Consider the following 26,141-nt stretch of genomic DNA (forward strand, 5'->3'; position numbering starts at 1 on the left):
GCGTCAAACGCCCAGCAGCCGTAAGAGTTGCTGGACATGACGACACTCAGCATGGATTACGCGGCAACACGTGAACTTTCATTAAAGAACAGAGCCTGACTGATCAGGGCCTTGACCATATCGGGATTGAACGGCTTGGTCACGAGGAAGGTCGGCTCAGGCCGCTCACCCGTCAGCAGACGCTCAGGGAAGGCGGTGATGAAGATGACGGGAAGAGACGTCATCTGGAGGATGTCCTTCATCGCGTCGAGACCGGAGCTGCCGTCTGCGAGCTGGATGTCCGCGAGAATCATCTTCGGCTGAGTGCGGTGGAAGAGTTCCAGCGCTTCCTTGTGGGTGCGTGCGATACCGGTGACGTTGTGACCGAGATCGGTGACCATCTGCTCGATATCCATGGCGATCAACGGTTCGTCTTCGATGATCATGATGTCGGTCGCAACCTGACGGGCGATTTCCGACGCGGCCTCATCGATCAACTTGCCGATTTCGCTTTCCGCAACCTGAAGAACTTCAGCAGCTTCGGAGGGGGAAAATTCTTCGACGGTCGTCAACAGAAACGCCTGGCGCGGCACAGCCGGAACGGCGGAAAGGTTGGCAGACGCCCGCTTTTCCCAGCCGGTCAAATTCTCATCCGTCTTGATGTTGATCGTGACGGAACTAAAAATAGAGACAAACAATTGATAGAGCGAAACACGATCGCTGCTCGTCTGCGGAAAGATGCTGACATCGGCGATCAGCGCTTCGAGACTAGCAGCCACGTAGGCGTCGCCGGTAGATTGAGAGCCGCAAACGGCACGCGCAAACCTACGGAGATAAGGCAGGTGCGGTGCAATGCGTGTAGAAACGGACATGTAATTCTCCCCTGTTCATGCGGTCTGCAGCGCAAACCTGCGGGATTAATGCCCAACGGAAAAAAAAGTTCCACAGGCCTGGAACGTTTTTTTTGTGCGTGCATTTATAATGCGTCACAAAAGGAATACCCGCACTCATGAGCATGTTTCAATCGGATCAGGATTCGTCTGATAACGGGGTGGGCCCGAGCGTGCCCGACTCCGGACGAGCGGTCATCACCCGTAAATTGAGAGAACTTTACGACGCTGTCCAGGATGAAGGTATCCCGGACAAGTTTCTCGACCTTCTCGAAAAGCTTGACGAGGCTGAGCGCAGATCGAAAGCTTCGGGTGAATGATGACAGAAGACGCGGAAACCAACGGCCACAACTTTAAACGCGAAATGCTGGCGGCGCTGCCGAACCTGCGTGCATTCGCTATCTCCCTCATTCGATCTCGCGACCGCGCTGACGATCTTGTCCAAGATACGATCATGAAAGCTTGGGCAAAGCAGGAAAGCTACCAGCCCGGCACGAACATGCGCGCATGGCTCGTGACCATTCTACGCAACGAGTTCTACAGCCAGATCCGCAAGTCCGGTCGTGAAGTTCAGGATACTGACGGTGCATATACCTCGCGCCTGTCCGTCCCGCCGGAACAGCATGGCTCGGTCGACCTGCATGATTTCCGCCAGGCCCTCGAAAAGTTGCCGGATGATCAGCGCGAAGCGATTCTGCTGATCGGGGCTTCCGGCTTTGCCTATGAGGAGGCTGCAGAAATTTGCGGTTGCCCCGTCGGCACGATCAAGAGCCGCGTCAGCCGCGCCCGCATGCGTCTGCAAGAACTGCTCGGCATCGAAAACGAAAACGAATTCGGTCCCGACGCCCAGACCACCGCAGTGACGGCAGCAATGGCGCTTCGCTGATTGCGTTCAATAATGTGACGGGTGGCCCACTAACGCTGCCCGTCACATCCCCGTATCCTTGACGGATTCCATGACAACGAAGGTCGATGTATTCGCGACCGAAGGCAGGCTTGAGATTTTCTCGCCAAGCACCCGTCGATATTTTCGGATGTCTGTCGTTCTTACCTTCAGCAGGTAGTCGAACGCGCCGGCGATCATGTGGCACTCCTCCACCTCCTTGATCTTGCGCACCGCCGCATTGAACTCATCCAACGCCTTCTCTCTCGTATCGGAAAGCTTGACCTCGGTGAAAGCGATGTGTTCCAGCCCAAGTTTTGCTGCGTTCAGAGATGCACGAAATCCAAGAATGTAGCCTTCATCGACAAGGCGCTTCAGGCGAGTCTGGCAGGGCGTTTTCGACAGCCCAACACGGCGCGACAATTCCAGCACAGACATTCGCCCATCCTCGCTCAACGCCTCCATGATCCTGATATCGAAGTGATCCAGATCGCCTGCTTCTGGCACTTTCATCATCCTGTTTTCCTGCATAAACACAAAATAAAAGTTCGTATTTCCTTCTTTACGATGAAAATAAGGCCATATCAATTTCCTGAGCAGTGATATTCTGTCCGCAGACACGTGAAGGCGATAACGCCGAACCACCTATTTTCTAGATCCAATCGAGGGCCGAACCGATGGCGGGCACTGCATCCACCGTTGCATTGAATGAGACGATAGCGCCAGCAGGCATTTTTGACCGTTTCGCTCCGCAGGTCAGTGAGCCGAGCGCGCTCCGCCAGGCCATAACCGCAGCCTATCGCCGCTCTGAACCGGAATGCCTCGCTCCTCTTCTCGAAGCAGCGACGGTAAGCGACAGGGAAGCGGAGACGATCCGCTCGACGGCACGCCGGCTTATCGAAGCGTTGCGAGCAAAGGCCAAGGGCACAGGTGTCGAGGGACTGGTGCAAGAATATTCCCTCTCCAGCCAGGAAGGCGTGGCGCTGATGTGCCTGGCCGAAGCACTGTTGCGTATTCCCGACACCGCGACGCGCGACGCGTTGATCCGCGACAAGATCGCCACCGGCGACTGGAAATCGCATCTTGGCGGCGGTCGTTCGCTCTTCGTCAACGCCGCGACCTGGGGTCTCGTCATTACTGGCAAGCTCACCTCGACCGTCAACGACAAGGGCCTATCCGCAGCGCTGACGAAGTTGATCTCCCGTGCTGGCGAGCCTGTCATTCGCCGTGGCGTCGATATGGCGATGCGCATGATGGGCGAGCAATTTGTCACCGGTCAGACGATCGAAGAAGCCATCAGCCGCTCAAGACCGCTTGAAGCCAAAGGCTTCCAGTATTCCTACGACATGCTCGGTGAAGCCGCGACGACCGCCAAGGATGCCGAGCGGTATTACCGCGATTACGAACAAGCGATCCACGCCATCGGCAAGGCGTCAGCCGGGCGCGGCGTCTATGGTGGCCCTGGGATTTCCATCAAGCTTTCCGCACTCCATCCGCGCTATTCCCGCTCGCAAGCCGAGCGGGTGATGGCGGAACTTCTGCCTCGCGTGAAGTCGCTGATGGTGCTGGCGAAGAGCTACGACATCGGATTGAACATCGACGCGGAAGAGGCCGACCGCCTGGAGATTTCGCTAGATCTGCTGGAATCTCTGGCGCTGGACACCGATCTTGGCAACTGGTCGGGGCTTGGGTTCGTCGTTCAGGCCTATGGCCGCCGCTGCCCGTTCGTGCTCGATTACATTATCGATCTGGCGCGGCGCTCGAACCGCCGCATCATGGTACGTCTGGTCAAGGGCGCCTATTGGGACGCGGAGATCAAGCGCGCGCAACTCGATGGTCTGGAGGATTTTCCGGTCTTCACCCGCAAAGTTCATACGGACGTCTCTTATATCGCATGCGCCCGAAAGCTGCTGGCAGCGCGCGACGTCATCTTCCCACAATTTGCCACCCACAATGCGCAGTCGATGGCGACGATCTACCATCTGGCCGGTCCGGACTTCAAAATCGGCGACTATGAGTTTCAATGCCTGCATGGCATGGGAGAGCCGCTTTACAGCGAGGTCGTCGGCAAGCAGAACCTTGATCGTCCGTGCCGCTTCTATGCGCCGGTCGGCACCCATGAAACCCTGTTGGCCTATCTGGTCCGCCGCCTGCTGGAAAATGGCGCCAACTCCTCTTTCGTCAATCGCATCGCCGATCCGAAGGTCCCTGTCGATTCTCTTCTGGAAGATCCTGTCGCCGTGGTGAAGGCGATGCCTGTCCCGGGTGCCCAGCATGACAAGATCGCCAAGCCGGAAGCCCTCTACGGCACGCGCATCAATTCCAGCGGCCTGGACCTTGCCAATGAGAACACGCTCGCCGAACTGAGCGCAGCACTCTCCGAGAGTGTGACGATGGAGTGGAAGGCCGCGGCTCTAAATGCGTCCGGTGAGACACGTCCGGTCATCAATCCCGGTGATCGCAATGACACGGTCGGCTATGTAATCGAGCCGACGCAGGAGGATGTCGCCAAGGCTCTGGCGGTGGCAGCGGCCTCGTCTTGGGCGCAGTCCAGCGTTGAGACACGCGCCTATTGCCTGGAAAAGGCAGCGGACCTGATGCAGGCAAGAATGCCGACGCTGCTCGGGCTCATCATGCGAGAGGCGGGAAAATCGGCACCAAATGCAATTGCCGAAGTGCGGGAAGCCATCGACTTCCTACGCTACTATGCAGCCGAAGCCCGCAACACGTTCGGCCTGCTGCAACAGCCCCTCGGACCGATCGTCTGCATCAGCCCATGGAACTTCCCGCTGGCCATCTTCATCGGTCAGGTCGCGGCGGCTCTGGTGGCTGGCAACCCGGTTCTGGCAAAACCTGCGGAAGAAACACCGCTGATCGCGGCAGAGGGTGTGCGTCTTCTACACGAGGCCGGGGTTCCTGCCGATGCCGTGCAGCTTCTACCGGGTGCGGGACAGACGGGCGCGCAGCTCGTCGCAGCGCCGCAAACGGCTGGCGTGATGTTCACCGGCTCGACGGAGGTGGCGCGTCTGATCCAGAAACAGCTTGCCGAACGGGTCTCAAGCGATGGCCGTACCATTCCACTGATTGCCGAAACGGGCGGCCAGAACGCCATGATCGTCGACTCCTCCGCGCTAGCAGAGCAGGTGGTGGCAGACGTGATCGCTTCGGCGTTCGACAGCGCGGGCCAGCGCTGCTCGGCACTGCGCGTCCTCTGCCTCCAGGACGATATCGCTGATCGGACGCTGACGATGCTGAAGGGCGCACTGCACGAGTTGCGCATCGGCAGAACCGACCAACTCTCGGTCGACGTCGGCCCGGTGATTAGCGCGGAAGCCAAGGACAATATCGAAAAGCACATCGAAGCCATGCGTAGCCTCGGCAACACAATCGAGCAGATTGCGCTCGCCGGTGACAGTCAGAATGGGACCTTCGTGCCGCCGACCATCATAGAGCTGAAGTCGCTTGCCGATCTGAAGCGCGAGGTCTTCGGTCCTGTCCTGCATGTCATCCGCTTCAAGCGCGAAAAGCTCGATCAGCTGATCGACGATATCAACGCAACGGGTTACGGCCTGACCTTTGGTCTGCACACCCGCCTCGATGCCACCATCGCGCATGTTCTATCGCGGGTGAAGGTTGGCAATCTTTACGTGAACCGTAACATCATCGGCGCTGTCGTGGGCGTCCAGCCGTTCGGTGGCCGCGGCCTTTCCGGCACCGGCCCCAAGGCAGGCGGTCCACTTTATCTCGGCAGGCTGACACGCGTTGCCCCGGAGGTGGAGCGCGCAGTACAGCACAAGGATCAGGCGGTTCTCGATCTCGCACAATGGCTGGATGGCAAGAACGAAACGCAGGCCGCGGAAGTGGCCAGAACCTCTGCGCAGTCGTCCGCGCTTGGCTTCGAGACGGAGCTTGCTGGCCCAGTGGGAGAACGCAACATCTATGCGCTTCATCCACGCGGCAAGGTCCTGCTCGCACCCGTGTCCACCCACGGGCTTTATCGCCAGCTAGCGGCAGCTTTGGCAACCGGCAACACCGCCGTTATCGACAAGGATAGCGGCCTGGAGGAGGCAGTCTCCGGGCTACCAGCCTCAGTCAAGAACCGTCTCTCTTGGAGCGCCAACTGGCAGGCCGCTGGACCCTTCGCGGGCGCGCTGGTCGAGGGTGACGCGGATCGCGTTCGTGCCGTCAACAGCCGGATCGCCACGCTTGAGGGGCCGCTCGTTTTGGTTCAAGCCGCATCAATGGAAGAGGTACAGGGTGTAAGCCAAGCCTACAATCTCAACTGGCTGCTGGAAGAAGTCTCCGTTAGCGTCAACACGACGGCTGCTGGCGGCAACGCCAGCCTGATGTCCATCGGCTGAACGAAAAAGGCTGGCAGGACACGTCCTGCCAGCCCATCCATGTCATGTTAAATCGGGTGATTTTCACTCGATGTCGAACGAAACGCCCTGCGCCAGAGGCAGCGCCTTGGAGTAGTTCACCGTATTGGTGGCGCGGCGCATATAGGCCTTCCAGGAGTCCGAACCGGATTCACGGCCGCCGCCGGTTTCCTTTTCACCGCCGAATGCGCCGCCGATTTCAGCGCCGGAGGTGCCGATATTAACGTTAGCGATACCGCAATCCGAGCCATCGGCAGCGAGGAAACGTTCGGCCTCCTGAAGGTCCTTCGTGAAGATGGAGGATGAAAGACCGGCGGCAACGGCGTTATGCTCCTCGATCGCGGAATCCAGATCGGAATACTTCATCACATAGAGGATAGGCGCGAAGGTTTCCTCAAGAACCGGGCCGACCTGCTTGGGCATTTCCACGAGTGCGGGCTTTACATAATAGCCATTGGCAGCACCGGTATCGACGCGCTCGCCACCGGCGACCACGCCACCATGCGCCTTCGCCTCGGCGAGCGCCTTTTGCATGCCGTCGAATGCGGCCTTATCGACCAGCGGGCCGACCAGTGCGGAGGTTTCCAGCGGATTGCCGACGGAGACCGAGGCATAGGCCTTCTTCAGACGCGGCACGAGCTGGTCGTAGACGCTGTCATGCACGAAGAGGCGGCGTAAGGTCGTGCAACGCTGGCCAGCCGTTCCCATGGCGCCGAAAGCGATGGCGCGCAGCGCCATGTCGAGATCTGCCGATGGGCAGACGATGCCGGCATTGTTGCCGCCAAGTTCGAGGATGGCACGGGCAAAGCGCTTGGCAAGGCGCGGGCCGACGTCGCGGCCCATGCGCGTCGAGCCTGTGGCCGAGACCAGCGGGACCTTCGGGTGATCGACAAGTGCTTCGCCCACAGCGCGATCGCCAATCAAAAGCTGGCTGAGGCCTTCAGGGGCATCGCCGAAGCGGGCGACCGCGCGCTCGAAAATACCCTGCACGGCGAGAGCCGTCAGCGGCGTCTTTTCCGAAGGCTTCCAAACGACGGAGTTGCCGCAGACGATGGCAAGAGCCGCATTCCAGGACCAGACCGCAACGGGGAAGTTGAACGCAGAGATCACGCCGACGACGCCGAGTGGATGCCAGGTTTCCATCATGCGGTGGCCGGGGCGTTCCGTCGCAATCGTCAGGCCGTAGAGCTGGCGCGAAAGGCCGACGGCGAAATCGCAGATGTCGATCATTTCCTGTACTTCGCCAAGGCCTTCGGAGGGAATCTTGCCCGCTTCGAGCGAGACGAGGCGACCGAGATCAGTCTTGAAAGCACGCAGCTCCTCGCCCAAAAGCCGGATCAGCTCGCCGCGCCGGGGTGCCGGAACAAGACGCCATGCCCGAAACGCGACATCCGCCTTCTCAACGATGTCTGCCACCTCAGAGGGGGAAACGGTCTTGAGACTTGCCACCTGTTCGCCGGTGACAGGGCTGAAGGAGGCCATGTCGCCGCCCTGATAGAGTGCGGACGAAACGCCCATCTTTGAAAGAAGTGCAGCGGCTTCTTTGACGACGTCGACGTTGGTTGCGGTCATATTCTGGCTCCCTCAAGGATTTCGCCACGTCGTCTCGCAGCATGCAAGCGATGGCTCAAGGCATTGGCTCGGATGGCAAACCACCCATTTCATTCTCTTTCCAGATCATATACGTCTGGAACCGCCCATTTCAAATGAGGAAAGCGGGTGTGTTGATGCGAGGCAGGAATGGATACGCGCAGACGGCTGGTGCCCGATATCGTCACCTTGCAAGCTTTCGAATGTGCTGCAAGACACGGCAATTTCACCCGTGCGGCGGAAGAGCTGAACCTGACGCAAAGCGCTGTCAGTCGCCAGATCAGCGATCTCGAGGCGCAAACCGGTATGCTGCTCTTCGAACGCATTCGGCGGCGCGTGGTGCTTTCCGACGCAGGGCGCAAGTTCCTGCCCGATGTCCAGAAGCTCTTGCATCAGTCCGAGCAGTTGATGGTGCGCGCCGTTACCGCTGGCACCTCCAGCGCCTCGCTGTCCGTCGCCACATTGCCCACATTCGGCAGCCGCTGGCTGACACCGCGCCTGCACAAGTTCATGGCACTCTACCCGGAAACAGTCCTGACCGTTGGATCGCGATCCCAGCCTTTCGATTTCGACGAAGAGAGCTTCGATATCGCAATTCACTATGGTCAACCCGTTTGGGCGCGTGGCACCTGCACGTTTCTTTGCAACGAGGTCATCGTTCCGGTCGCGGCAGGATCGGTGCTTTCGAGATACACCCCAGCAAACCATGCAGATCTCCTAACCAGCCCCCTCCTCCACGTAACGACGCGCCCAAAGCTGTGGACGGACTGGTTCGAGATGAACGGTATCTCGTCAGAAGGCGCCTATAGGGGGAGCCGTTTCGACCAGTTCTCGATGTTGATCGAAGCAGCCGTCAGCGGCCTCGGTTTCGCGCTTCTGCCCAAATATCTGATCGAGGCAGAGTTGGCATCGGGCCAGCTTGTTGTGGTTTTCGATGTACCGCTCAAGACCGACAAGAGCTACCATATTGCACTTCCCGAAGGGCGGCAGGACAATGTTCTCGCTCGGGCATTCCAGACCTGGCTTTTGGAGCAGGTCGGCAAGCCACTATAGCGCCCGAACATCCTCAAGCCGGCATCGTTACAGGCGATTGCGAAAAAACGGGTTCCAGCGCACGGTCCCGAGCCGGATCTTTTCTCGCATCATCGTCAGAAGCCCGGCACTGGCAATGACGATTAGCCCGAACACTGCGAGCGTGTCCGGATACTCTCCAAAGAAGAAAGCGCCGATCCCGACGGCCCAGAGAATCTGCGAATAGTGTGACGGTGCGATCTGGCTGGCAGGCGCGATCTTCGTTGCTGTCAGCAACGTGATCTGGCCGACCGCCGTGCAAATGCCGATCACGATAAAGGCGCCAACCTGATGGAAGGTCGGAACGTGAAAATAGGGAATGGCCAAAAGGCCGTTGAAAGTAAGGCCGTAGACGAGCAGAACGCCCATGATCGAGGTGCGCTTTTCGCGCCCGGCAAGCGAACGCAAAATAACGATCGTCATCGCCGCCAGAAAAGCGACACCCACCGCCGCCAGATGGCCGAGCTCCAGAGCCTTGAAGCCAGGTCGCACGACGAGAAACACGCCGATGATGCCAGCAAAGACGGCAGACCAGCGCCAGAGCCCGATGTCTTCCTTCAACACCACGGCCGATAGGATGGTCACGAACAGGGGCGATAGAAATATCAGCGCATAGGCTTCCGCCAAAGGCAGCGTGGTGAAGGCGTAAATGCCGAGAATACCGGCAAGCAGGCCGGAGATTGCGCGCCCATGCACGGCAAACGGCCTACTCATGCGCCAGAACTCGCGCCACCGTTCTTCCCGTGGCTTGGTGAAGAAGATGATGGCCGCGGAGGACAGGATGCTGAAGAAGCCTATTTCAAAAACTGTAACCTGCGAGCCGAGTGACTTGATGGTGGCGTCTCCCCAGGAAAAGCTGGCGTAAGCGAGCAGTCCGAGAAGAATACCTTTTTGCATGGCGAACAATCCGAACTGGAATGGGTAAAGACACGGCAGAGCCAGTCTGCGCTCACGATGGAATGCGCGTCAGATCAGGATTGTGGATGGCTCCTCACTACAAGGGCTACGCCTCATGCTGCACGGTCACAAGACGAAAATGCATAAAAACGGTATCGCTGGCATTTCCGCAACGGTCATATGCTCATGCATTATCAAGAGAGTTCGGGATCGATGGTGAAAAGCTCATGCGCCCTTGCGAAGCCGCGCAAGGCATATCGTCCAAGCGAGACCATCAGCGCCTGCATCTCCTCAGGACAGGTGGCGACAAAATCCCTCGACATCACCGTATCGCGATCTACGGAAGTGCAGAGACCTCCGATGCGGCTGACCATATTGACCGCCGGGCCGACCACGGTGAAATCCAGCCTGCTTCGACTCCCAATATTGCCATAAAAGACCTCGCCGACATGCAATCCGAGATAAACATCGGTGGCGGGGAGGTCTTTTGCTTGACGCTCGTGGTTTAGAACGGAAAGGCGCGTCCGCATCGTCATTTCCGCGGCAAGTGCCGCTGCGCAATCATCCTGCCGATTGCCGGTTCGAAAGATCGCCAGAACGCCATCTCCGATCAGCTTCAGCACGCTGCCGCCATGCGCATGGATCGCATCGATGACAAGACTGGCATAGTCATTGAGAAAAGGAATAATCTGGTCTGGCTTCGCCCGGTCTGAGATGCCGGTAAAATCCCGAAGATCGGAAAACCACAGGACCGCTTCGATCCGCTCGACTTCTCCTCTTGTGATCGTGCCACTCATCACCTTGCGACCGGCATCCCGGCCAAGATAGACATCCGTAATCGTTTCGATGATGCGCATGCAGCACGCCGTCTTCACTGCTAGCGCAAGCGTCGGCAGCAGCATGCGCAGTGCGGCCAGCTCATCGTCATGAAAGCCCTCCGGCTGCCGGGTGAGCCAGCGGGAATAAAAGGCACTCATTTCCCCGATGCTGCCGCGTTCCGTGAAACGATGGATGGACGCGATGTAGTCCGTATGGCCCGCATTGCGCAGCTCATCCAGCTTGTAGAAGCTCGCCTCCTCATTGAGGAACAATCGGTGCCGGATTTCCTCGGCATTCTCTTTCAGAAGATGGAAGAATACCGAACTCTCCCACGCCTCACGCGCTTTACCCTCATCGGTGAAGTCATAGACGCTGGACGGGTCGACGGCATCGCGGCTATCCCACTGAAACGCATGCCCCTCGAAATCCGGATGCAGCGTGTCCATCAGGATCAAAGCAGAGGAAATGGCGATACCAGCCGCGTTGCAGCGTTCGCAAAATCCAGCGAGAAGCTCCTCCTCCGGCATGCCTTCGTAGCCCTGTCGAGAAAGCCAGAAAGCGATTTCCTGAAGGATATTGTTTTCGGTCATCGAATGCCTGCGGAATGGAGGTACTTGGAAGTCTAACACTGAATGGCTGGAAGGGTCGTCTGGTTTGATTCATTTGCAACAAAATTTTGAAATTACACTTGAAAACGCTCTGTAAGCTTGGACTTGGGAGCGAAGGCGGATAGATACCAACTCCAGAAACGATATCGAAGTTGTGGAAGGGCTTGACCGCCCCGCACCCTGAAAGGTTGTTCAATGCGTATTGTGATGATCGGCTCCGGTTATGTCGGCTTGGTGTCTGGCGCCTGCTTTGCGGATTTCGGCCATGACGTGATCTGCGTCGACAAGATGCCGGAAAAGATCGAGGCGCTGAAGAACGGCCAGATTCCGATTTTTGAGCCTGGTCTCGATGTCATCGTTTCCACCAATGCCAAGGCCGGTCGCCTGAGCTTCACCACTGAGCTGAAAACGGCTGTGGCAGATGCGGATGTCGTGTTCATCGCCGTCGGCACGCCATCGCGCCGCGGTGACGGCCATGCCGATCTCGGTTACGTCTATGCCGCAGCAAAGGAAATCGCAGCCGCCATCACCGGCTTTACCGTCATTGTCACCAAGTCCACCGTGCCTGTCGGCACCGGTGACGAGGTAGAGCGCATCATCCGTGAAGAAAATCCGACAGCAGATTTTGCTGTCGTATCCAACCCGGAGTTTCTGCGCGAAGGTGCTGCCATCGACGACTTCAAGCGTCCCGACCGCATCGTCGTCGGTCTTTCCGACGAGCGCGCACGTCCGGTGATGACCGAAGTTTACCGTCCACTCTATCTCAACCAGTCGCCGCTGCTCTTCACCACGCGGCGTACATCCGAACTGATCAAATACGCCGCCAACGCCTTCCTGGCGATGAAGATTACCTTCATCAACGAGATCGCCGATCTGTGCGAAAAGGTGGGTGGCGATGTGCAGGACGTCTCTCGGGGTATCGGGCTCGATGGCCGTATCGGCTCGAAATTCCTGCATGCAGGCCCGGGTTATGGCGGTTCCTGCTTCCCCAAGGATACGCTGGCGCTCGCCAAGACCGCGCAGGATTATGACAGCCCGGTTCGTCTGATCGAGGCAACGATTTCCGTCAACGACAATCGCAAGCGCGCCATGGGCCGCAAGGTGATCGCAGCCGCTGGCGGCGATATCCGCGGCAAAAAGGTGGCCGTTCTGGGATTGACCTTCAAGCCGAATACCGACGACATGCGCGACAGCCCGGCGATCACAGTCATCCAGACATTGCAGGATGCCGGCGCTAAAGTCACAGCCTACGATCCGGAAGGCATGGCCAATGCCAAGCCGCTCATCGAGGGCATCGATTATGCCCAGGGTCCCTACGAGGCCGCGCAGGATGCCGAAGCGCTGGTGATCGTGACCGAATGGAACCAGTTCCGCGCGCTCGATCTCGCCCGTCTCAAAAGCATCATGAAGAGCCCCGTCCTCGTCGACCTGCGCAACATCTATCGCGCCGATGAAGTCACAGCCCATGGCTTCTCCTATTCGAGCATCGGTCGCTCGGAACAGTAACGGAAGGTCTGCACATCCCATGCGTTATCTGATTACCGGAACGGCGGGTTTCATCGGCTTTCACCTCGCCAAGCGGTTGCTGGACGATGGTCACTTCGTCGTCGGCTTCGATGGGATGACGCAATATTACGATGTCGCGCTGAAGGAAAAGCGGCACGCGATCCTTGCGCGTTCGAACGGCTTCAAGGCTGAAATCGGCATGCTGGAAGATGCCGATGCGCTGAACCGCGCAGCCGACCTCGCCGAGCCGGAGGTGATCATCCATCTCGCGGCGCAGGCGGGCGTTCGCTACAGCATCGAGTGCCCGAAGGACTATGTGAACTCCAACCTCATCGGCTCGTGGAATATTCTGGAGCTGGCGAAAAATCTTCAGCCAAAGCATCTCCTGCTCGCCTCGACCTCCTCGATCTACGGATCGAATGAGAAGGTGCCCTTTGCCGAGAGTGACCGTGCCGATGAGCCGATGACGATCTATGCGGCCACCAAGAAGTCCATGGAACTGATGGCGCATAGTTATGCGCATCTGCATAAGGTGCCGACGACGGCTTTCCGCTTTTTCACGGTATACGGTCCCTATGGCCGACCCGACATGGCGCTCTTCAAATTCGTCGATGCCATCCTCAAGGGTCAGCCGATCGATATTTACGGCGAAGGCCAGATGAGCCGCGATTTTACCTATATCGACGATCTGGTGGAAGGCATCATCCGCCTCAGCCATATAGCACCTTCGGAAGACAATCGCGTCACCGAAGAGGGTGTGACCGATACGCTGTCGAAACATGCACCGTTCCGCGTGGTCAATATTGGCGGTGGCCAACCTGTCGAGTTGATGCGCTTCGTCGAAACGGTGGAGACTGTTCTCGGCCAGAAGGCCATCCGCAATATGCTGCCCATGCAACAGGGTGACGTGCCGCGTACCTATGCCTCGCCGGATCTGCTGCGAGCGCTCACAGGCTATGCGCCGGAAACGCCGGTTGAAACAGGCGTCCAGCATTTCGTCGAATGGTACAGGGGCTGGCGCAACGAAAATATCTAAGGCGTAGGAGCTTAGACCTCAGTTTCCCCTTCATCACCGCCCTGCAGCAAGGCAAGAACGGCTGCGCAATTCGGTTCGCTCTTATCCAGCAATTGCGCCGGTGACGTCCAGCCGAAGGTAAAACCGACAACGGTGGCGATCGCCCAGGCCGGGTCTTCGCCGGCGCGGTTGAGAAGCTGCGGCGCCTGGCTTGCGACGCATCGCTGCGATTGCTGGATAATTTCAGTCGATGCATTTGCACGATCCAGCTGTTCGCGCATCTCGGCTTGAAGCGGATCGACGACGAGCAGCGTAATGAACCATGCGGCGATATCGGAGAGCATGAACGGACCTCTTAGTCTCGGCGCGGTGTCGGAAACGGTCCGACATCGTGAAAGCGCCGGGACTTTCACCAGAGGGGCCCGGACCAGCGGGTTGAGGGAGATGTAGGATGAGTGTCTTCCGCTTCAAGATCGTAAAGCGGACTTTTGCACACAGACGCCTCTGAAAAGTGCGCCTGATCCCTATCTCGTGCTCAAGGCTTGCCTTGGTCCGCCTCGGCCTCGGCAAAGAGAGCATCGAGGCGCGGCTTGGCGCGGGCGGGAACGGCCACGCTTCTATAGCTTTCCGGCAGACTGGTCTCGCCCACCTTGATCAACATGACCATGCCCATACCGAAATGCGGCGAGCATTTGATGCCGTAGAAGCCGTCCCGTTCGAAAGTGACTTCAATCTCCTCGTTGATCTTGCCCTTGAAACCCTTCGCCCCCTCTGGAACCATGCCGTCGATGGTCGCGGCATTGTGGCTCTTATGCGTGGCGATGAACTTTACCGTGTCGCCGGGCTGGAGATGAAGATAGTCAGGTTCGAAGACCATCGAGCCCTTCTCACCCTGATTGAGCATCCTGACCTCCACGGTCTCCGCCAAGGCAAGACCCGCACTCATCGACAAAACGACGGTAGCCGTAGCAATGGAGAGAAGCAATTTCATCGTGATATCCTTATTGGGTTTCGATCATGACCGGCGCGCGATAGCGGATATGGCAGGCATCCTCGCCTTCTCGTTCCACATCGACATGAACGCCAAACACATCGAAGATGAGTTCCGGGGTCAGGACCTTGCAGGGCCTACCCATCGCAACGAGCGCTCCCGCCTTGAGCACAGCGATCCGGTCACAGAACATCGCCGCGTGATTGAGATCATGCAAAGCGGCAACGACGGTTAACCTCTGCTGGCGAACCAGATGCAGAAGTGCGATCTGGTGGCCGATGTCGAGATGATTGGTCGGCTCGTCCAGGAGCAGGATCTTCGGCTGCTGTGCCAAAGCACGGGCAATATGCAGACGTTGACGCTCTCCGCCAGAAAGCGTGTGCCACATGCGCCTCCCGAAACCCTCCATATCGACGTTACGCAACGCCTGATCGACAATCTCGTCATCTTCAGGGGACCAAGGAGACAGGGCGCCCTTATGCGGAATACGGCCAAGCTCCACCGCCTGGCGAGCACTGATGCGCTCCTGTGTCTCAGCCTGCTGCTCGACAAGCGCGATCTGGCGCGCCACATCACGACGCTGGAAAAGGTTCATCGACTTACCGTCCAGCAAGACCTCGCCGGAGCGCGGTTTTCTCAGGCCCGAAAGCATAGCCATGAGGCTCGTCTTGCCAGATCCGTTGGGCCCGACGATGCCAAGAAATTCACCAGCAGAAAGATCGAGGCTGATGTTATTGACGATGCCGACACCGCCCGTTGTCCAGCTTAGGTTGCGCACGGAAAGCATTATGCCACCCTCCGCCGCTGCGAAAGGATAAGCGCGAAGGCGGGCGCACCGAACAGTGCGGTGATGACGCCAATCGGTAGAACCTGGCCGGCGATGATGGTGCGGGAAAGAACATCGGCACCGATCATGAAGATGGCGCCGATCAATGCGGCAGCCGGAAGCAGGCGTCCGTGGCAAACGCCGACGACCAGGCGTGCAGCATGGGGAATAACGAGACCAATAAAGCCGATCGAGCCGACAATGCTGACCATGACCGCCGTCATCAGCGCAGCGGTGCCTGTCAGCACCACATAGACGCGACGCACGGGTACTCCTAGAGAAGCGGCCGATCCCGCTCCGAAGGTAAAGGCGTCCAGCGCCCGGGCATGCCAGAGGCAGACAACGAGGCCGAAAATGGCGATCGGAAGGGCAAGCGAGACATCCGTCCAGCGAACGCCGGACAGGTTGCCGAGCAACCAGAACATGATGCCCCTGGCCTGTTCAGCATTGGCAGCCTTGGTGACGATGAAAGAGGTGAGCGCGTTGAACAACTGCGAACCGGCGACGCCGGCCAGAATGATTGCGCTGTTGCCCCGCCCAGCCCTGAGCGCCAGCAGGCTGACAAGCGCAAAGGCGAGGAGCGCGCCGAGAAATGCACCGAGAGGCATGGTCAGCACGCCAGCACCCAGGCCAAGGATTGCGACGCCGACGGCGCCGGTCGATGCCCCGGCGGAGATGCCGAGAATGTAGGGGTCAGCAAGCGGATTGCGCAACAGGGATTGCAGCACGACCCCAGACACGGCGAGAGCTGCCCCACAACAGGCGGCGACCACGGCGCGGCTCAAACGATAATTCCAGATAATGCCTTCATCGATGGCATCCAGCGGATATCCGGCATGCCAGAGGCGATTGGCGACCGTCTTGGCGACAACCTCCATCGGAATGGAGGTTTCGCCAATGGAGGCGCCAAGCCAAAGCGCCACCAAAAGGCACCCGGCTGCAATGACGGCAGCACGGGCGTAAAGCAAAGAAAGGGGCATAGGCTTACTTCGCCAGGCCGAGTTGAACGATCTGGTCGGCCAACACCTCAATGCCGTCGATGGTTCGGATCGTCGGGTTCATAGCCTGTGCATCCATCACGACGATATGGTTGTTCTTGACGGCCGGCATCAGGCTTGTGACCGGATCATCCTTCAGGAATTTCTGCTTCACGGCGATATCGTCAGCTGGAAAACGGCGACGGTCCATCTTGCCCGCAACGATGATGCTGGGATTGGATTTGGCGATGGTTTCCCAGCCGACTGTGGGCCATTCCTCTTCGCTGTCGATGACATTTTTGATGCCGAGCGCTGACATGATATAGCCGGGCGCACCGTTCTTGCCTGCGACGTAAGGATCGATATCCAGTTCAGCGCTGGAGAACCAGAAGACGGCAGAGAGCTTGCCATCCATAGATGCGATCTTCTGACGCGCAGCCTCTTCCCGGGCCTTCAGGTCGGCGATGAGCTTCTCACCTCGGTCTTGGACATTGAAGATTTGCGCGAGTTCAGCGACCTCTTGATAGATCTGGTCCATGGTGAAGACAGAACTTCTGACGCCATCGCCACCGCCCGAATTGTCCTTTCCGGTGCAATCCGCAGGCGACGTATATACGGAAATCCCAAGTTCTTCGAATTGCTCAGGCTTCGCAACGATGCCTTCCGGACCGACATGCCATTGAAACTGTGCGGTGACGAGATCCGGCTTCTTCGCCACAACGTTCTCAAAACTCGGATCATTGTCCGCGAGGCGCTCCACCTTGGCGTTGGCCTCTTCATAACCCTTGATCACGGGTCCGATCCAGACGGCCGTTCCCACAACCCTATCGGCCAGTCCCAACAGATAAAGGATTTCCGTGGTGCTTTGACCGAGAGAAACGGTGCGCTGTGGCGCGTGCTTGAAGGTGACGTCCCTGCCGCAATTTTTCAGCGTCAAAGGGTAGGTCGTTTCCGCAGCCTCTGCCGTGTTCGGCACCATCGAGAGTGCAGCGAATGCCGCCGCGAGAAATGCGCCGGTGAAGTGAAATGTCATGGTTCGATAATCCCCGAAATCGTCGACGTTGCCAAAGGCATACGCCGTCATGTGAGCGCGAATGAAACACTCATTCGACAGCAACGTGCGTGAGACGATCGAGAACGAGGAAAAAACACAGATGGATGTGAGCGCTGAAGGGCGCAAATAACAATCATGACGTCTCCTGTTCAGGGCATCCCCGCCCGTGACATTGGAATGAACTTATGACGGCAGGTCTCCTGGCTCACGGATGATCGTCTTGCCCGCCTTCCCACGATAGATTCGCAGTGGCCCGACGCAGGTAAATGCGTCACGAGTGCTCGACAATCCGCTAACAGTTGCGGGGGCAGCCACGGCCTTGGAGACAATCCCCGCACCGTGTTCCCTATTATTCCTCGCGATCTCTCGCTTGGAACCGTCATAAGCCAGATAGACCTATTTGATCTGGTCCGTCAAGCGACGTCGTGTAATGTTATTACATACCAAATACAAGCCTATTAACGTGCGCTTGAGAAACAAAATGGCCGGAAACAAGTCCCGGCCATCAAGGGTTTTAACGAAATGCTCCGGTTAGGGGAGCGTATAGGCGATGACGTAATCACCAGGCTTCGTGCCGACCGATCCGTGACCGCCTGCAACCATCACGACATATTGCTTGCCATCGTCGAGAGCGTAGGTCATGGGCGTGGCCTGCCCGCCCGCGGGCAATCTTGCCTCCCATAACTGCTTTCCGCTGGTCAGATCGTAGGCGCGCAGATAGTTGTCGACCGCTGCACCGAGGAAGGCCACGCCACCCTTGGTGATCATCGGGCCGCCGATACCCGGCACGCCGACCCTGAAGGGAAGCGGCAGTGGCGTCATGTCATAGACAGTGCCGTTCTTGTGCTTATACGCAACCTTGCCGGTTCTGAGATCGGCTCCTGCGACATAGCCCCACGGTGGCGCCTGGCAAGGGATGCCGATCGGGCTCAGGAACGGGCCCATCAACACGGCATAGGGCGCGCCGTCGTTGCGGTTCAGACCCTGCTCACTGCCCTTCTCATCCTGCCCCTTCGGCGGGACTTTGTCGCGCGGAATGAGCTGCGAGGTGAAGGCAAGATAGGTCGGCATTCCGAACATCACCTGGCGCTCGGGATCGACCGCAACACTGCCCCAGTTGAAGGTACCGAAGTTGCCCGGATAAACGAGCGTACCCTTCAAGGACGGCGGCGTGTAGCGACCTTCGTAATTCAGCTGATGGAACTTGATGCGGCAGGCGAGCTGATCGAACAGTGAGACGCCCCACATGTTCTTTTCTTGCAGCGGCTCGGGCTTGAACGTCAAGGCAGAGGTCGGCTGCGTTGGCGCGGAGAAATCTTCCGGAATTGCGCCACCGGGTGCCGGTTCTTCGGTCACCGGCAGGATCGGTTCACCCGTCCGACGGTCCAGCACATAGATATCGCCCTGCTTGGTCGGCCCAACGAGAGCGGGAACAGACTGGCCATCCGGCTTTGTTATGTCGAGCAGCACCGGTTGTGCCGGCACGTCCATGTCCCATAGGTCGTGATGCACAGTCTGCCGGACCCAGCGGTCCTGCCCGGTGTTTACGTCGAGTGCCACAATCGACGAGGAGTATTTCTCTACACTCTCGCTCCGACCCATTCCGAGCTGGTCTGGAACTTGATTCCCCAAAGGAATGTAGACGAGCCCAAGCGCTTCATCGACGCTGAATACGGACCAGCTGTTGGGAGAGTTGGTCGTATAGGTCTGACCCGGCGGAAGCGGTTGGGTCTGGGTAGGGTTTCCGGAATCCCAGTTCCACAGCAACTCGCCGCTGTTCACGTCGAAGGCGCGGATAACGCCGGACTGTTCCTGGGTGGAGTAGTTGTCATTGACTGCGCCACCGACGATGATCTTGTTCCCGGCAATGGCGGGCGGCGACGTGGAATAGTAGTAGCCAGCCGGGTTGTACTTCATGCCGGTCTCCAGGTGCAGAACACCCTGGTCAGCAAAAGACGTGCAAACCTGGCCGTTTTCGGCGTCGAGCGCGATGAGACGAGCGTCGGATGTTGGGAGATAGACGCGGGCGGCGCATTGCGCGCCTGCCTGAGCGGTTGGGTCGGCATAATAGGTTACGCCACGGCATGTCTGATGCTGACGATTGGGATTGAGGCCAACATTCGGATCGTATTTCCACTTTTCCTTGCCAGTCGCCGCATCGATGGCGATCGCCCAATTGTGCGGTGTGCAGAGGTAAAGCGTTTTGCCGACCTTCAGCGGCGTCACCTGATAGGTCGTTTCGCCAACGTCGCCGGGAAGCTTGACGTCGCCGGTCTGGTAACGCCAGGCCTCTTTCAGATCGCCGACATTTGCGGTGGTGATCTGTGTCAGCGGCGAATAACGCTGTCCATAGGAGGTCCGCCCATATTGATGCCACTCGCCGTCTGGAACAGGGTTTCCATAAGATGGCGCATTGTTGACGACCTCCGTGGGCAAATTGCCCTCCTGGTCATGCGGGTCCTGCGTCATCGAGACGGCGGCCACGCCCATGGAAATGACGACGGCTGCAAGAAGCGGAACGGCGTTGGCTCCGTAACGAATGCCCGTTGGACTAACAAAACCGAGCGGCTTACGGATCCAGGGCATCAGCAGCCAGATGCCAATCACGATGATCAGGCCGCCACGCGGCCCAAGCTGCCACCAGTCCAGACCGACTTCCCAGAGAGCCCAGCAGAGTGTCGCCAGCACGAAGAGCGCGTAAAAATGCAGCGCCGCCTTGTTTCGCTTGAAAAGAAGAATTGCCGTAATGATGAAGGCAAGCCCGGCGAGCGCATAATACACGCTGCCGCCAAGCATTACGAGTTGGGATCCGAAGCCGAAAAGCGCAAGCCCAATGAGCGTCAGAGCGACAGCAGTGACGGTAACCGCCATGAAAAGCCCCCCTATTAATTTCCCTTGATGCTTAACAGGATGAAACAGGATAGGTTCCGCGGAGATCACATTTTTGCCATTTCTGTGTTATCCGGCCATGAATTTCAATCGCAAAAATCGTTGAAAGCGCGCGCAATGTTATCACGGCTGGCCGACGCTGCAAGAAGGCAAGCCAACAGAATTCTCGCCTGACCTGGCCTCAAGGTCGTCGAATGCACCGCTCCAACATTGCCCATGTCGTGACCACCACCACCGCCGCCATAACCGGCGACAAGACGCCCGACGGGCACGCGGCTGGACACGACGACCGGGACGTTCCTGTCGCAACAACGCTGCACGGCCTCCACGATGCGGGCATTGGCGTTGCCCGAGCCGAGTGCGGACAGAACGATTCCTTTTGCGCCAGCCGCGAGGCTGGCATCGATATGAGTAGCCTCGCAACCGGGATAGATCGCGACGATATCGACGCGGACAGTGTGGACTGGCGCTGACAGCGTGGCGCTCTGAGGACAGATCTCGGGGTCTGCGAGATCAAAGGCATCCGGATCGTCTGCCGAACGCTTGTAAAGCCCCCAGACGGTCAGCAACTTACCGCCGAAGGAAATCAGCACGCCCTTATCGCTGTTGGATGCGTCAGCGGCGGCGGCAATCGCAGCCTGGAGATTTCCCGGCCCATCCGATTGTGGATTGTCAGCCGTGAATTGGGCGCCCGTGAAGATAACCGGTTTGCTCAAGCTGTGCTGTAGATGCACGAGCAGAGATGTTTCTTCCATGGCATCCGTGCCGTGCAGCACCACAACACCCCGAACCGCCGGGTCGGCAAGCTCTTTGGCCACCGCATCGCTTATTGCCTGCATGTCGGAAATCGTCAGGCTGGACGAATCCGTCGCCATGAGTTCAACCGGCTTCAGGGAAATCTCGCCACCAAGACCTGAAAGCAGATTTTCCCCGGATAGCGAGGGTTTGGCAGCGCCCGTCTCGTCACGCTGACTTGCGATGGTTCCGCCGGTGGCAATGACCGCCACCAGCCCTTCGTGATGATCGGTCGAAATGCTTACGGTCATCTCTGGCCCGGCGCAGCGGCGTCACTCGACGCCTGTGCTTTCGACAATTGCTGGATACGCCCACGCATCAAATACCATCCCCCCACCAAAGTCGGCGCGATGACGATAAGAGAGCCAACGGTATATGTGCCCGCGGGGTAATCGAATGCCATCAGCACCAGAACGCCAAACAGGAAGACAAGTGTCAGAATGCCCGTGTAAGGCGCGCCAAACATGCTGAAATCCGGACGCTGCATCTTCCCCTGCCGGGACAGATGCCACAGCTTGAGTTGGCATAACACGATGACGCCCCAGGCGCAAATGATGCCAAGTGCAGCAAGATTGAGCGCAATTTCAAACGCTTCAGAAGGAACAATGGCGTTGAGTATGACGCCGAACACAGTGACGACCGCCGTTACCGCAATACCGCCATAGGGCACCCCTGCCTTGTTCATCCTCGCAAGCGCGGCCGGCGCAGAACCGGAAACTGCCATCGAATGCAGGATGCGACCAGTTGAGTAAAGGCCGGCATTGAGCGACGACAGCACAGCGGTCAGCACCACGAGGTTCATCACGATGTCTGCACCTTCAACACCGATGGAGCCGAAGAAGGTCACGAAGGGGCTCTCGCCTGCCTTGTAAGCCGTGTAGGGCAGGAGAAGCGTAAGAAGCAGAACTGAGCCGACGTAGAAAACCAGAAGGCGGAAGACGACGGTGCGGATTGCCTTCGGCATGACCTTGCGTGGATCTTCCGTCTCACCCGCGGTCGTGCCGATCAATTCGATGGAGGCATAGGCAAAGAGCACACCTTGAATGATGACGAAGGCCGGCAGGATACCGTTGGGGAAGAAGCCGCCATTATCGGCAATCAGGCTGAAGCCGGTGACGTGGCCTTCAATCGGCGTTCCGAAAATGACGAAGTAGACGCCGACGATCAGGAAGGTGAACAGCGCCAGGACTTTGATCAGGCTGAACCAGAATTCCAGTTCGCCGAACACCTTGACCGACAGCATGTTCATACCGAGCACGATGATGAGCGCCCCGAGCGCAAACACCCACTGGTCGATGCCCTGCATCCAGGGCACATATTGCTTGAAGAAATTCATGTAGAGGGCGACGGCCGTCACATCGGCAACCGAGGTCATCGCCCAGTTCATCCAGTACATCCAACCAACGGCAAAGGCCATCTTCTCGCCGTAGAACTCACGCGCATAGGAGACGAAAGAGCCGGAGGTCGGACGGTGCATGATCAATTCGCCAAGGGCTCTGAGCACCAGAAAAGCGAAGAAGCCGCAGATTGCATAGACGAAGATCAGAGCCGGACCCGCAATGGCAAGGCGCCCGCCTGCCCCAAGGAAAAGCCCCGTTCCGATCGCGCCGCCAATGGCGATCATCTGGATCTGGCGCGGTTTGAGTGCTTTATGATAGCCGAAATCCTCCTGGACCTCGACCTGACGTTCATGGTGTGCTTGAGTTACCTTATCCACTGGTGTCGCTCCTCCCTCAGAGCTATCGTCCATAGACTTGATGAATGACCCGTTCTGTCCTTACGCAAGAATGCCCTTCACAAGGTAAAGCGCCTGGAAATCGAAACAGCAGTTCTGTAAGGCTGCATGACAGATTTTTAATCCCCTTAGTTTCCGGCTGCGCGCCCGTCAACCCTCTCCCCGGCCATTGACCTACATCATGGACAGGACTAAACCAAGAAAAATCTGTCTAGCAGCTTTACAGATTTATCGGATCACCATGGAGGATGACATGATCACGATGCGTCAGGAACGCGATCTTCTCGGGCCAAAAGATATTCCGGAAACAGCCTATTGGGGTGTGCATACGCAGCGCGCGGCGGAGAATTTTCAGATCACCGGGACAACGATCGGCCGCTACCCCTATCTCATCCGCGGCCTGACCTTTGTGAAGGAGGCGGCTGCGCTGGCAAACCATGAGCTGGGCCTGCTGGATCAGGAGCGCATGGACGCCATCGTCAAGGCCTGCCGCGAGATCCGCGGCGGTGCCCTCCATGATCAATTCATCGTCGATGTTATTCAGGGTGGGGCCGGAACGTCGACCAACATGAATGCCAACGAGGTGATCGCCAACCGCGCGCTGGAAATTCTCGGATATGCAAAAGGTGACTACAGTCGGCTGCACCCGAACGACCACGTGAACCTCAGCCAGTCGACCAACGATGCCTATCCGACGGCGATCAACATAGCCTTGATCGAATCCATCGATGAACTGGCCGCTTCCATGCTCGTGCTCCAGGACGCCTTCGAGGCCAAGGCCCGTGAGTTCGACGGCATTCTGAAAGTCGGGCGCACGCAATTGCAGGATGCCGTGCCGATGACCCTCGGCCAGGAATTCCGCACCTTTGCCGTGATGCTGGGGGAAGACCGCGCTCGCCTGATTGAATCCGCAGCATTGCTGCATGAGATCAATCTGGGCGCCACGGCGATCGGCACAGGCCTCAACGCCCCTGCCGGTTATGCCGCGATTGCCTGCAAACATCTCATGCAACTGACAGGTCGACCACTGGTGACGGCGAGCGACTTGATCGAGGCAACGCAGGATCCCGGCGCTTTCGTCCATCTCTCGGGCGTATTGAAGCGCATCGCAGTCAAACTCTCCAAGACCTGCAACGACCTGCGCCTGCTATCCTCTGGCCCTCGCGCTGGCATTGGCGAAATCAATCTCCCAGCCGCACAAGCCGGCTCAAGCATCATGCCCGGCAAGGTCAATCCTGTGATCCCGGAAGTCGTCAACCAGGTGGCCTTCGTGGTCATCGGCAACGACATCACCGTCACCATGGCGGCAGAAGGTGGACAGCTTCAGCTGAACGCCTTCGAGCCCGTCATCGTCCGGGCGCTGTCGGACAGTATTGCCCAACTCGGCACTGCCTGCCGGACACTGGCGGAACGCTGCGTCGTCGGCATTACCGCCAATGTCGATATCATGGCTCGCCGCTTGGAAGAATCGATCGGCCTTGCGACGGCGCTCAACCCGTTGATTGGCTATTACGCCGCGACAGAGGTTGCGCGCGAGGCGCTCGCAAGCGGCCGGACCGTACCGCAGGTCGTGCTTGAAAAAGGCTATATGAGCGCCGAACAAGTGATCGAAGCATTAAGGCCGGAATTGCTGGCGAACATTGCCGCACCCGTCTTGCAGGAGGAACAGGCAGGCAGAGCGCAGAGCAGAGCGTGAAGACATTCGAAACGATGGCGCCGGCGGATGTGCGCAATGTCTTCTGGCACGCCGCGCCCCAAGCATTATCGGGCGTCATCACCCATGATCGAGGTGACGGCCTGCTTGACCTTGCCGAGATGGGCCTCCATTGCCTGACGCGCGCCATCTTCTGAACCTGCCTCGATGGCTTCGGCAATTTTGCGATGCTCGATATTCGACGCCACGCGGCGATGTGCCATGAGGTTCAATAGCCCTGATTGCTGGCTGACGCTGTCGCGCGCGTCCGCAATGACCTTGGCAAACAGCGAATTGCCGGACGCTTCTGCGATGGCACTGTGGAACTCACAGTCGAGAAGCACCCATTTGTGCAAATCTTCCTGCTGATCCATTTCCGAACACAGCTTCATCATCCGGGAAAGTTGCTCGTCGGAGCGGCGAAGCGCTGCCCATCCGGCGGCAGGCACCTCGATGAACGGGCGCGCCTCCATCAAATCACGGGCTGAATAGCCGCCATAACGCAGTTCGTGGCGCGGAGAATCGGTCAGCACGAAGGTGCCGCTACCCGTGCGCGTCTGGGTCATGCCGAGCGTCTGAAGCGAACGCAAGGCTTCGCGCACGATGGGACGGCTGACGCCATAGCGACCGGCAAGATGCGTTTCCGACGGCAGACGCGTGCCAACCGTCAGCCGGCCCGACACAATGGCCGACCGCAAATCTTCAAATACCGATTCAGCCGCATTCTTGCGATTGACCGGGTTCGCCTCGTAAATCCAATCAGCCCCTGCACTCATGCGAGTAACCTTTCCAAACATCATATATTTGTCAAGAACCGCTCATGCGCCTGAATGACGGCGACCAAAGAAAGCTGTGCTCAACAGCATTTGCCTAAATTTTAGACCTGCCGAAAAAGATTGCCAATTCCACTGCGCTGCGTCATTGATGCGCGCATGACGCTTCGAGACCTGACCATTCTTGTGATCGATGAAAACGCAATCCGCGCCTCGATTATTGAGGAGGGCCTGCGTGAAGCGGGCCATCTGCGGGTCACCGTCATTCATGAGGTCAACGGCGTTGCGCGCACCATCGAGACGCTGCAGCCGGACGTGATCGTCATCGATCTTGAAAATCCCAATCGCGACATGATGGAGCATCTGTTTCAACTGACCCGCACGGTCAGCCGGCCCATCGCCATGTTCGTGGACAGATCGGACACCGCCTCCATCGAGGCTGCGGTCGAAGCCGGAGTCTCCGCCTATATTGTTGATGGCTTGAAGAAAGAACGGGTAAAGCCGATCCTCGACATGGCGGTAAGCCGCTTCAACGCCTTCAGCCGCCTGCAAAGAGAACTGGCCGAGGCGAAATCCGCGCTCGAAGAGCGCAAGGTGGTCGAGCGCGCCAAAGGTATTCTGATGAAGATGCGCGGGCTTTCCGAAGAGGAAGCCTTCGCGCTGCTGCGCCAGACGGCGATGAATGAGAAAAAGAAATTGTCCGAGATCGCGCAGAGCGTGGTTACGGCTGCCGGACTATTGATGTGACGGCCGCCACCGGACAGGGAGCGA

21 protein-coding genes, 1 pseudogene and 1 riboswitch are annotated in these 26,141 nt (G+C 58.3%); of the genes and pseudogenes, 8 read left to right on the plus strand and 14 right to left on the minus strand.

Features of this window, described 5'->3' with window-relative positions; translation table 11 throughout:
• Positions 1–56: 56 nt before the first annotated feature.
• A complete protein-coding gene (locus QE435_RS02595) occupies positions 57–851 on the minus strand; it encodes a response regulator (protein ID WP_306929663.1) in 795 nt (264 codons plus the stop codon).
• A 137-nt stretch (positions 852–988) separates the two neighbouring features.
• Between QE435_RS02595 and QE435_RS02600 the strand changes: the two genes are divergently transcribed.
• On the plus strand, positions 989–1,189 hold the full coding sequence (locus tag QE435_RS02600) for a NepR family anti-sigma factor (RefSeq protein WP_306929662.1): 201 nt from the start codon (positions 989–991) through the stop codon (positions 1,187–1,189).
• Entirely contained in the window at positions 1,186–1,755 is a 570-nt protein-coding gene (locus QE435_RS02605) for a sigma-70 family RNA polymerase sigma factor (protein WP_306929660.1), read from the plus strand. The genes QE435_RS02600 and QE435_RS02605 overlap by 4 nt, the downstream gene beginning before the upstream one ends.
• Positions 1,756–1,797: 42 nt before the next feature.
• Here QE435_RS02605 and QE435_RS02610 read toward each other — a convergent pair whose 3' ends face one another.
• Positions 1,798–2,268 carry an Lrp/AsnC ligand binding domain-containing protein gene (locus QE435_RS02610; RefSeq protein WP_306929658.1) on the minus strand — a complete coding sequence of 157 codons (471 nt, stop codon included), beginning with the start codon at positions 2,266–2,268 and terminating at the stop codon, positions 1,798–1,800.
• A 161-nt stretch (positions 2,269–2,429) separates the two neighbouring features.
• Between QE435_RS02610 and putA the strand changes: the two genes are divergently transcribed.
• Positions 2,430–6,113, plus strand: a complete 3,684-nt coding sequence (gene putA / locus QE435_RS02615) for a trifunctional transcriptional regulator/proline dehydrogenase/L-glutamate gamma-semialdehyde dehydrogenase (protein WP_349040138.1) — start codon at positions 2,430–2,432, stop codon at positions 6,111–6,113.
• Positions 6,114–6,176: 63 nt separating this feature from the next.
• Here the strand turns inward: putA and QE435_RS02620 are convergent, their stop codons facing one another.
• Positions 6,177–7,703 carry an aldehyde dehydrogenase family protein gene (locus QE435_RS02620; protein ID WP_349040139.1) on the minus strand — a complete coding sequence of 509 codons (1,527 nt, stop codon included), beginning with the start codon at positions 7,701–7,703 and terminating at the stop codon, positions 6,177–6,179.
• A gap of 168 nt (positions 7,704–7,871) precedes the next feature.
• On the opposite strand from QE435_RS02620, the gene QE435_RS02625 reads away from it, so the two are divergent.
• Positions 7,872–8,774 (plus strand): LysR family transcriptional regulator, encoded by a 903-nt coding sequence (locus QE435_RS02625; RefSeq protein WP_349040140.1) that lies wholly within the window; start codon positions 7,872–7,874, stop codon positions 8,772–8,774.
• 27 nt (positions 8,775–8,801) lie between these two features.
• On the opposite strand, the gene QE435_RS02630 is transcribed toward QE435_RS02625, so the two are convergent.
• Both QE435_RS02630 and QE435_RS02635 read right to left on the minus strand, forming a co-directional pair.
• The gene (locus QE435_RS02630; protein WP_349040141.1) at positions 8,802–9,689 is read right to left on the minus strand and encodes a DMT family transporter; all 888 of its coding nucleotides are present in this window, start codon (positions 9,687–9,689) and stop codon (positions 8,802–8,804) included.
• A 194-nt stretch (positions 9,690–9,883) separates the two neighbouring features.
• Positions 9,884–11,098: an adenylate/guanylate cyclase domain-containing protein gene (locus QE435_RS02635; protein WP_349040142.1), complete on the minus strand. Its 1,215-nt coding sequence runs from the start codon at positions 11,096–11,098 to the stop codon at positions 9,884–9,886.
• A gap of 213 nt (positions 11,099–11,311) precedes the next feature.
• Here QE435_RS02635 and QE435_RS02640 point away from each other — a divergent pair, with 213 nt between their 5' ends.
• On the plus strand, positions 11,312–12,622 hold the full coding sequence (locus QE435_RS02640; protein ID WP_309769388.1) for a UDP-glucose/GDP-mannose dehydrogenase family protein: 1,311 nt from the start codon (positions 11,312–11,314) through the stop codon (positions 12,620–12,622).
• 19 nt (positions 12,623–12,641) lie between these two features.
• The gene (locus QE435_RS02645) at positions 12,642–13,658 is read left to right on the plus strand and encodes an NAD-dependent epimerase (protein WP_349040143.1); all 1,017 of its coding nucleotides are present in this window, start codon (positions 12,642–12,644) and stop codon (positions 13,656–13,658) included.
• Between the two features lie 11 nt (positions 13,659–13,669).
• On the opposite strand, the gene QE435_RS02650 is transcribed toward QE435_RS02645, so the two are convergent.
• The 8 genes and pseudogenes from QE435_RS02650 to QE435_RS02685 form a co-directional block, all read right to left on the minus strand.
• The gene (locus tag QE435_RS02650; RefSeq protein WP_349040144.1) at positions 13,670–13,981 is read right to left on the minus strand and encodes a hypothetical protein; all 312 of its coding nucleotides are present in this window, start codon (positions 13,979–13,981) and stop codon (positions 13,670–13,672) included.
• A gap of 191 nt (positions 13,982–14,172) precedes the next feature.
• Positions 14,173–14,583 carry a pseudoazurin gene (locus tag QE435_RS02655; protein WP_349041115.1) on the minus strand — a complete coding sequence of 137 codons (411 nt, stop codon included), beginning with the start codon at positions 14,581–14,583 and terminating at the stop codon, positions 14,173–14,175.
• Positions 14,584–14,638: 55 nt separating this feature from the next.
• A complete protein-coding gene (locus QE435_RS02660; protein WP_349041116.1) occupies positions 14,639–15,418 on the minus strand; it encodes an ABC transporter ATP-binding protein in 780 nt (259 codons plus the stop codon).
• Entirely contained in the window at positions 15,415–16,434 is a 1,020-nt protein-coding gene (locus QE435_RS02665; RefSeq protein ID WP_349040145.1) for an iron ABC transporter permease, read from the minus strand. Before QE435_RS02665 ends, QE435_RS02660 begins: the two co-directional genes overlap by 4 nt.
• Positions 16,435–16,438: 4 nt before the next feature.
• Positions 16,439–17,398, minus strand: a pseudogene (locus QE435_RS02670) (ABC transporter substrate-binding protein); the annotation flags it as partial.
• 259 nt (positions 17,399–17,657) lie between these two features.
• Positions 17,658–17,881, minus strand: a riboswitch (cobalamin riboswitch).
• A 135-nt stretch (positions 17,882–18,016) separates the two neighbouring features.
• Entirely contained in the window at positions 18,017–20,356 is a 2,340-nt protein-coding gene (locus tag QE435_RS02675) for a glucose/quinate/shikimate family membrane-bound PQQ-dependent dehydrogenase (protein WP_349040146.1), read from the minus strand.
• Positions 20,357–20,460: 104 nt separating this feature from the next.
• Positions 20,461–21,420: an asparaginase domain-containing protein gene (locus tag QE435_RS02680; protein ID WP_349040147.1), complete on the minus strand. Its 960-nt coding sequence runs from the start codon at positions 21,418–21,420 to the stop codon at positions 20,461–20,463.
• Positions 21,417–22,919, minus strand: coding sequence for an amino acid permease (locus QE435_RS02685; RefSeq protein WP_349040148.1), 1,503 nt, complete (start codon positions 22,917–22,919; stop codon positions 21,417–21,419). Before QE435_RS02685 ends, QE435_RS02680 begins: the two co-directional genes overlap by 4 nt.
• 226 nt (positions 22,920–23,145) lie before the next feature.
• Here QE435_RS02685 and QE435_RS02690 point away from each other — a divergent pair, with 226 nt between their 5' ends.
• Positions 23,146–24,600: an aspartate ammonia-lyase gene (locus tag QE435_RS02690; protein ID WP_349040149.1), complete on the plus strand. Its 1,455-nt coding sequence runs from the start codon at positions 23,146–23,148 to the stop codon at positions 24,598–24,600.
• A 65-nt stretch (positions 24,601–24,665) separates the two neighbouring features.
• Here QE435_RS02690 and QE435_RS02695 read toward each other — a convergent pair whose 3' ends face one another.
• Positions 24,666–25,373: a FadR/GntR family transcriptional regulator gene (locus tag QE435_RS02695; RefSeq protein WP_306929633.1), complete on the minus strand. Its 708-nt coding sequence runs from the start codon at positions 25,371–25,373 to the stop codon at positions 24,666–24,668.
• A gap of 156 nt (positions 25,374–25,529) precedes the next feature.
• Here QE435_RS02695 and QE435_RS02700 point away from each other — a divergent pair, with 156 nt between their 5' ends.
• Positions 25,530–26,117 carry an ANTAR domain-containing response regulator gene (locus QE435_RS02700; RefSeq protein WP_306929631.1) on the plus strand — a complete coding sequence of 196 codons (588 nt, stop codon included), beginning with the start codon at positions 25,530–25,532 and terminating at the stop codon, positions 26,115–26,117.
• Positions 26,118–26,141: the final 24 nt, after the last annotated feature.

The organism is Agrobacterium sp. SORGH_AS 787, assembly GCF_030819035.1.
GTDB lineage: Bacteria > Pseudomonadota > Alphaproteobacteria > Rhizobiales > Rhizobiaceae > Agrobacterium > Agrobacterium larrymoorei_B.

Bases quoted from the DNA above. Each gene is read 5' to 3' on its own strand.
- QE435_RS02595 (WP_306929663.1), bottom strand. From the start codon at position 851: ATGTCCGTTTCTACACGCATTGCACCGCACCTGCCTTATCTCCGTAGG.
- QE435_RS02600 (WP_306929662.1), top strand. From the start codon at position 989: ATGAGCATGTTTCAATCGGATCAGGATTCGTCTGATAACGGGGTGGGC.
- QE435_RS02605 (WP_306929660.1), top strand. From the start codon at position 1,186: ATGATGACAGAAGACGCGGAAACCAACGGCCACAACTTTAAACGCGAA.
- QE435_RS02610 (WP_306929658.1), bottom strand. From the start codon at position 2,268: ATGATGAAAGTGCCAGAAGCAGGCGATCTGGATCACTTCGATATCAGG.
- putA (WP_349040138.1), top strand. From the start codon at position 2,430: ATGGCGGGCACTGCATCCACCGTTGCATTGAATGAGACGATAGCGCCA.
- QE435_RS02620 (WP_349040139.1), bottom strand. From the start codon at position 7,703: ATGACCGCAACCAACGTCGACGTCGTCAAAGAAGCCGCTGCACTTCTT.
- QE435_RS02625 (WP_349040140.1), top strand. From the start codon at position 7,872: ATGGATACGCGCAGACGGCTGGTGCCCGATATCGTCACCTTGCAAGCT.
- QE435_RS02630 (WP_349040141.1), bottom strand. From the start codon at position 9,689: ATGCAAAAAGGTATTCTTCTCGGACTGCTCGCTTACGCCAGCTTTTCC.
- QE435_RS02635 (WP_349040142.1), bottom strand. From the start codon at position 11,098: ATGACCGAAAACAATATCCTTCAGGAAATCGCTTTCTGGCTTTCTCGA.
- QE435_RS02640 (WP_309769388.1), top strand. From the start codon at position 11,312: ATGCGTATTGTGATGATCGGCTCCGGTTATGTCGGCTTGGTGTCTGGC.
- QE435_RS02645 (WP_349040143.1), top strand. From the start codon at position 12,642: ATGCGTTATCTGATTACCGGAACGGCGGGTTTCATCGGCTTTCACCTC.
- QE435_RS02650 (WP_349040144.1), bottom strand. From the start codon at position 13,981: ATGCTCTCCGATATCGCCGCATGGTTCATTACGCTGCTCGTCGTCGAT.
- QE435_RS02655 (WP_349041115.1), bottom strand. From the start codon at position 14,583: ATGAGTGCGGGTCTTGCCTTGGCGGAGACCGTGGAGGTCAGGATGCTC.
- QE435_RS02665 (WP_349040145.1), bottom strand. From the start codon at position 16,434: ATGCCCCTTTCTTTGCTTTACGCCCGTGCTGCCGTCATTGCAGCCGGG.
- QE435_RS02675 (WP_349040146.1), bottom strand. From the start codon at position 20,356: ATGGCGGTTACCGTCACTGCTGTCGCTCTGACGCTCATTGGGCTTGCG.
- QE435_RS02680 (WP_349040147.1), bottom strand. From the start codon at position 21,420: ATGACCGTAAGCATTTCGACCGATCATCACGAAGGGCTGGTGGCGGTC.
- QE435_RS02685 (WP_349040148.1), bottom strand. From the start codon at position 22,919: ATGGACGATAGCTCTGAGGGAGGAGCGACACCAGTGGATAAGGTAACT.
- QE435_RS02690 (WP_349040149.1), top strand. From the start codon at position 23,146: ATGGAGGATGACATGATCACGATGCGTCAGGAACGCGATCTTCTCGGG.
- QE435_RS02695 (WP_306929633.1), bottom strand. From the start codon at position 25,373: ATGAGTGCAGGGGCTGATTGGATTTACGAGGCGAACCCGGTCAATCGC.
- QE435_RS02700 (WP_306929631.1), top strand. From the start codon at position 25,530: ATGACGCTTCGAGACCTGACCATTCTTGTGATCGATGAAAACGCAATC.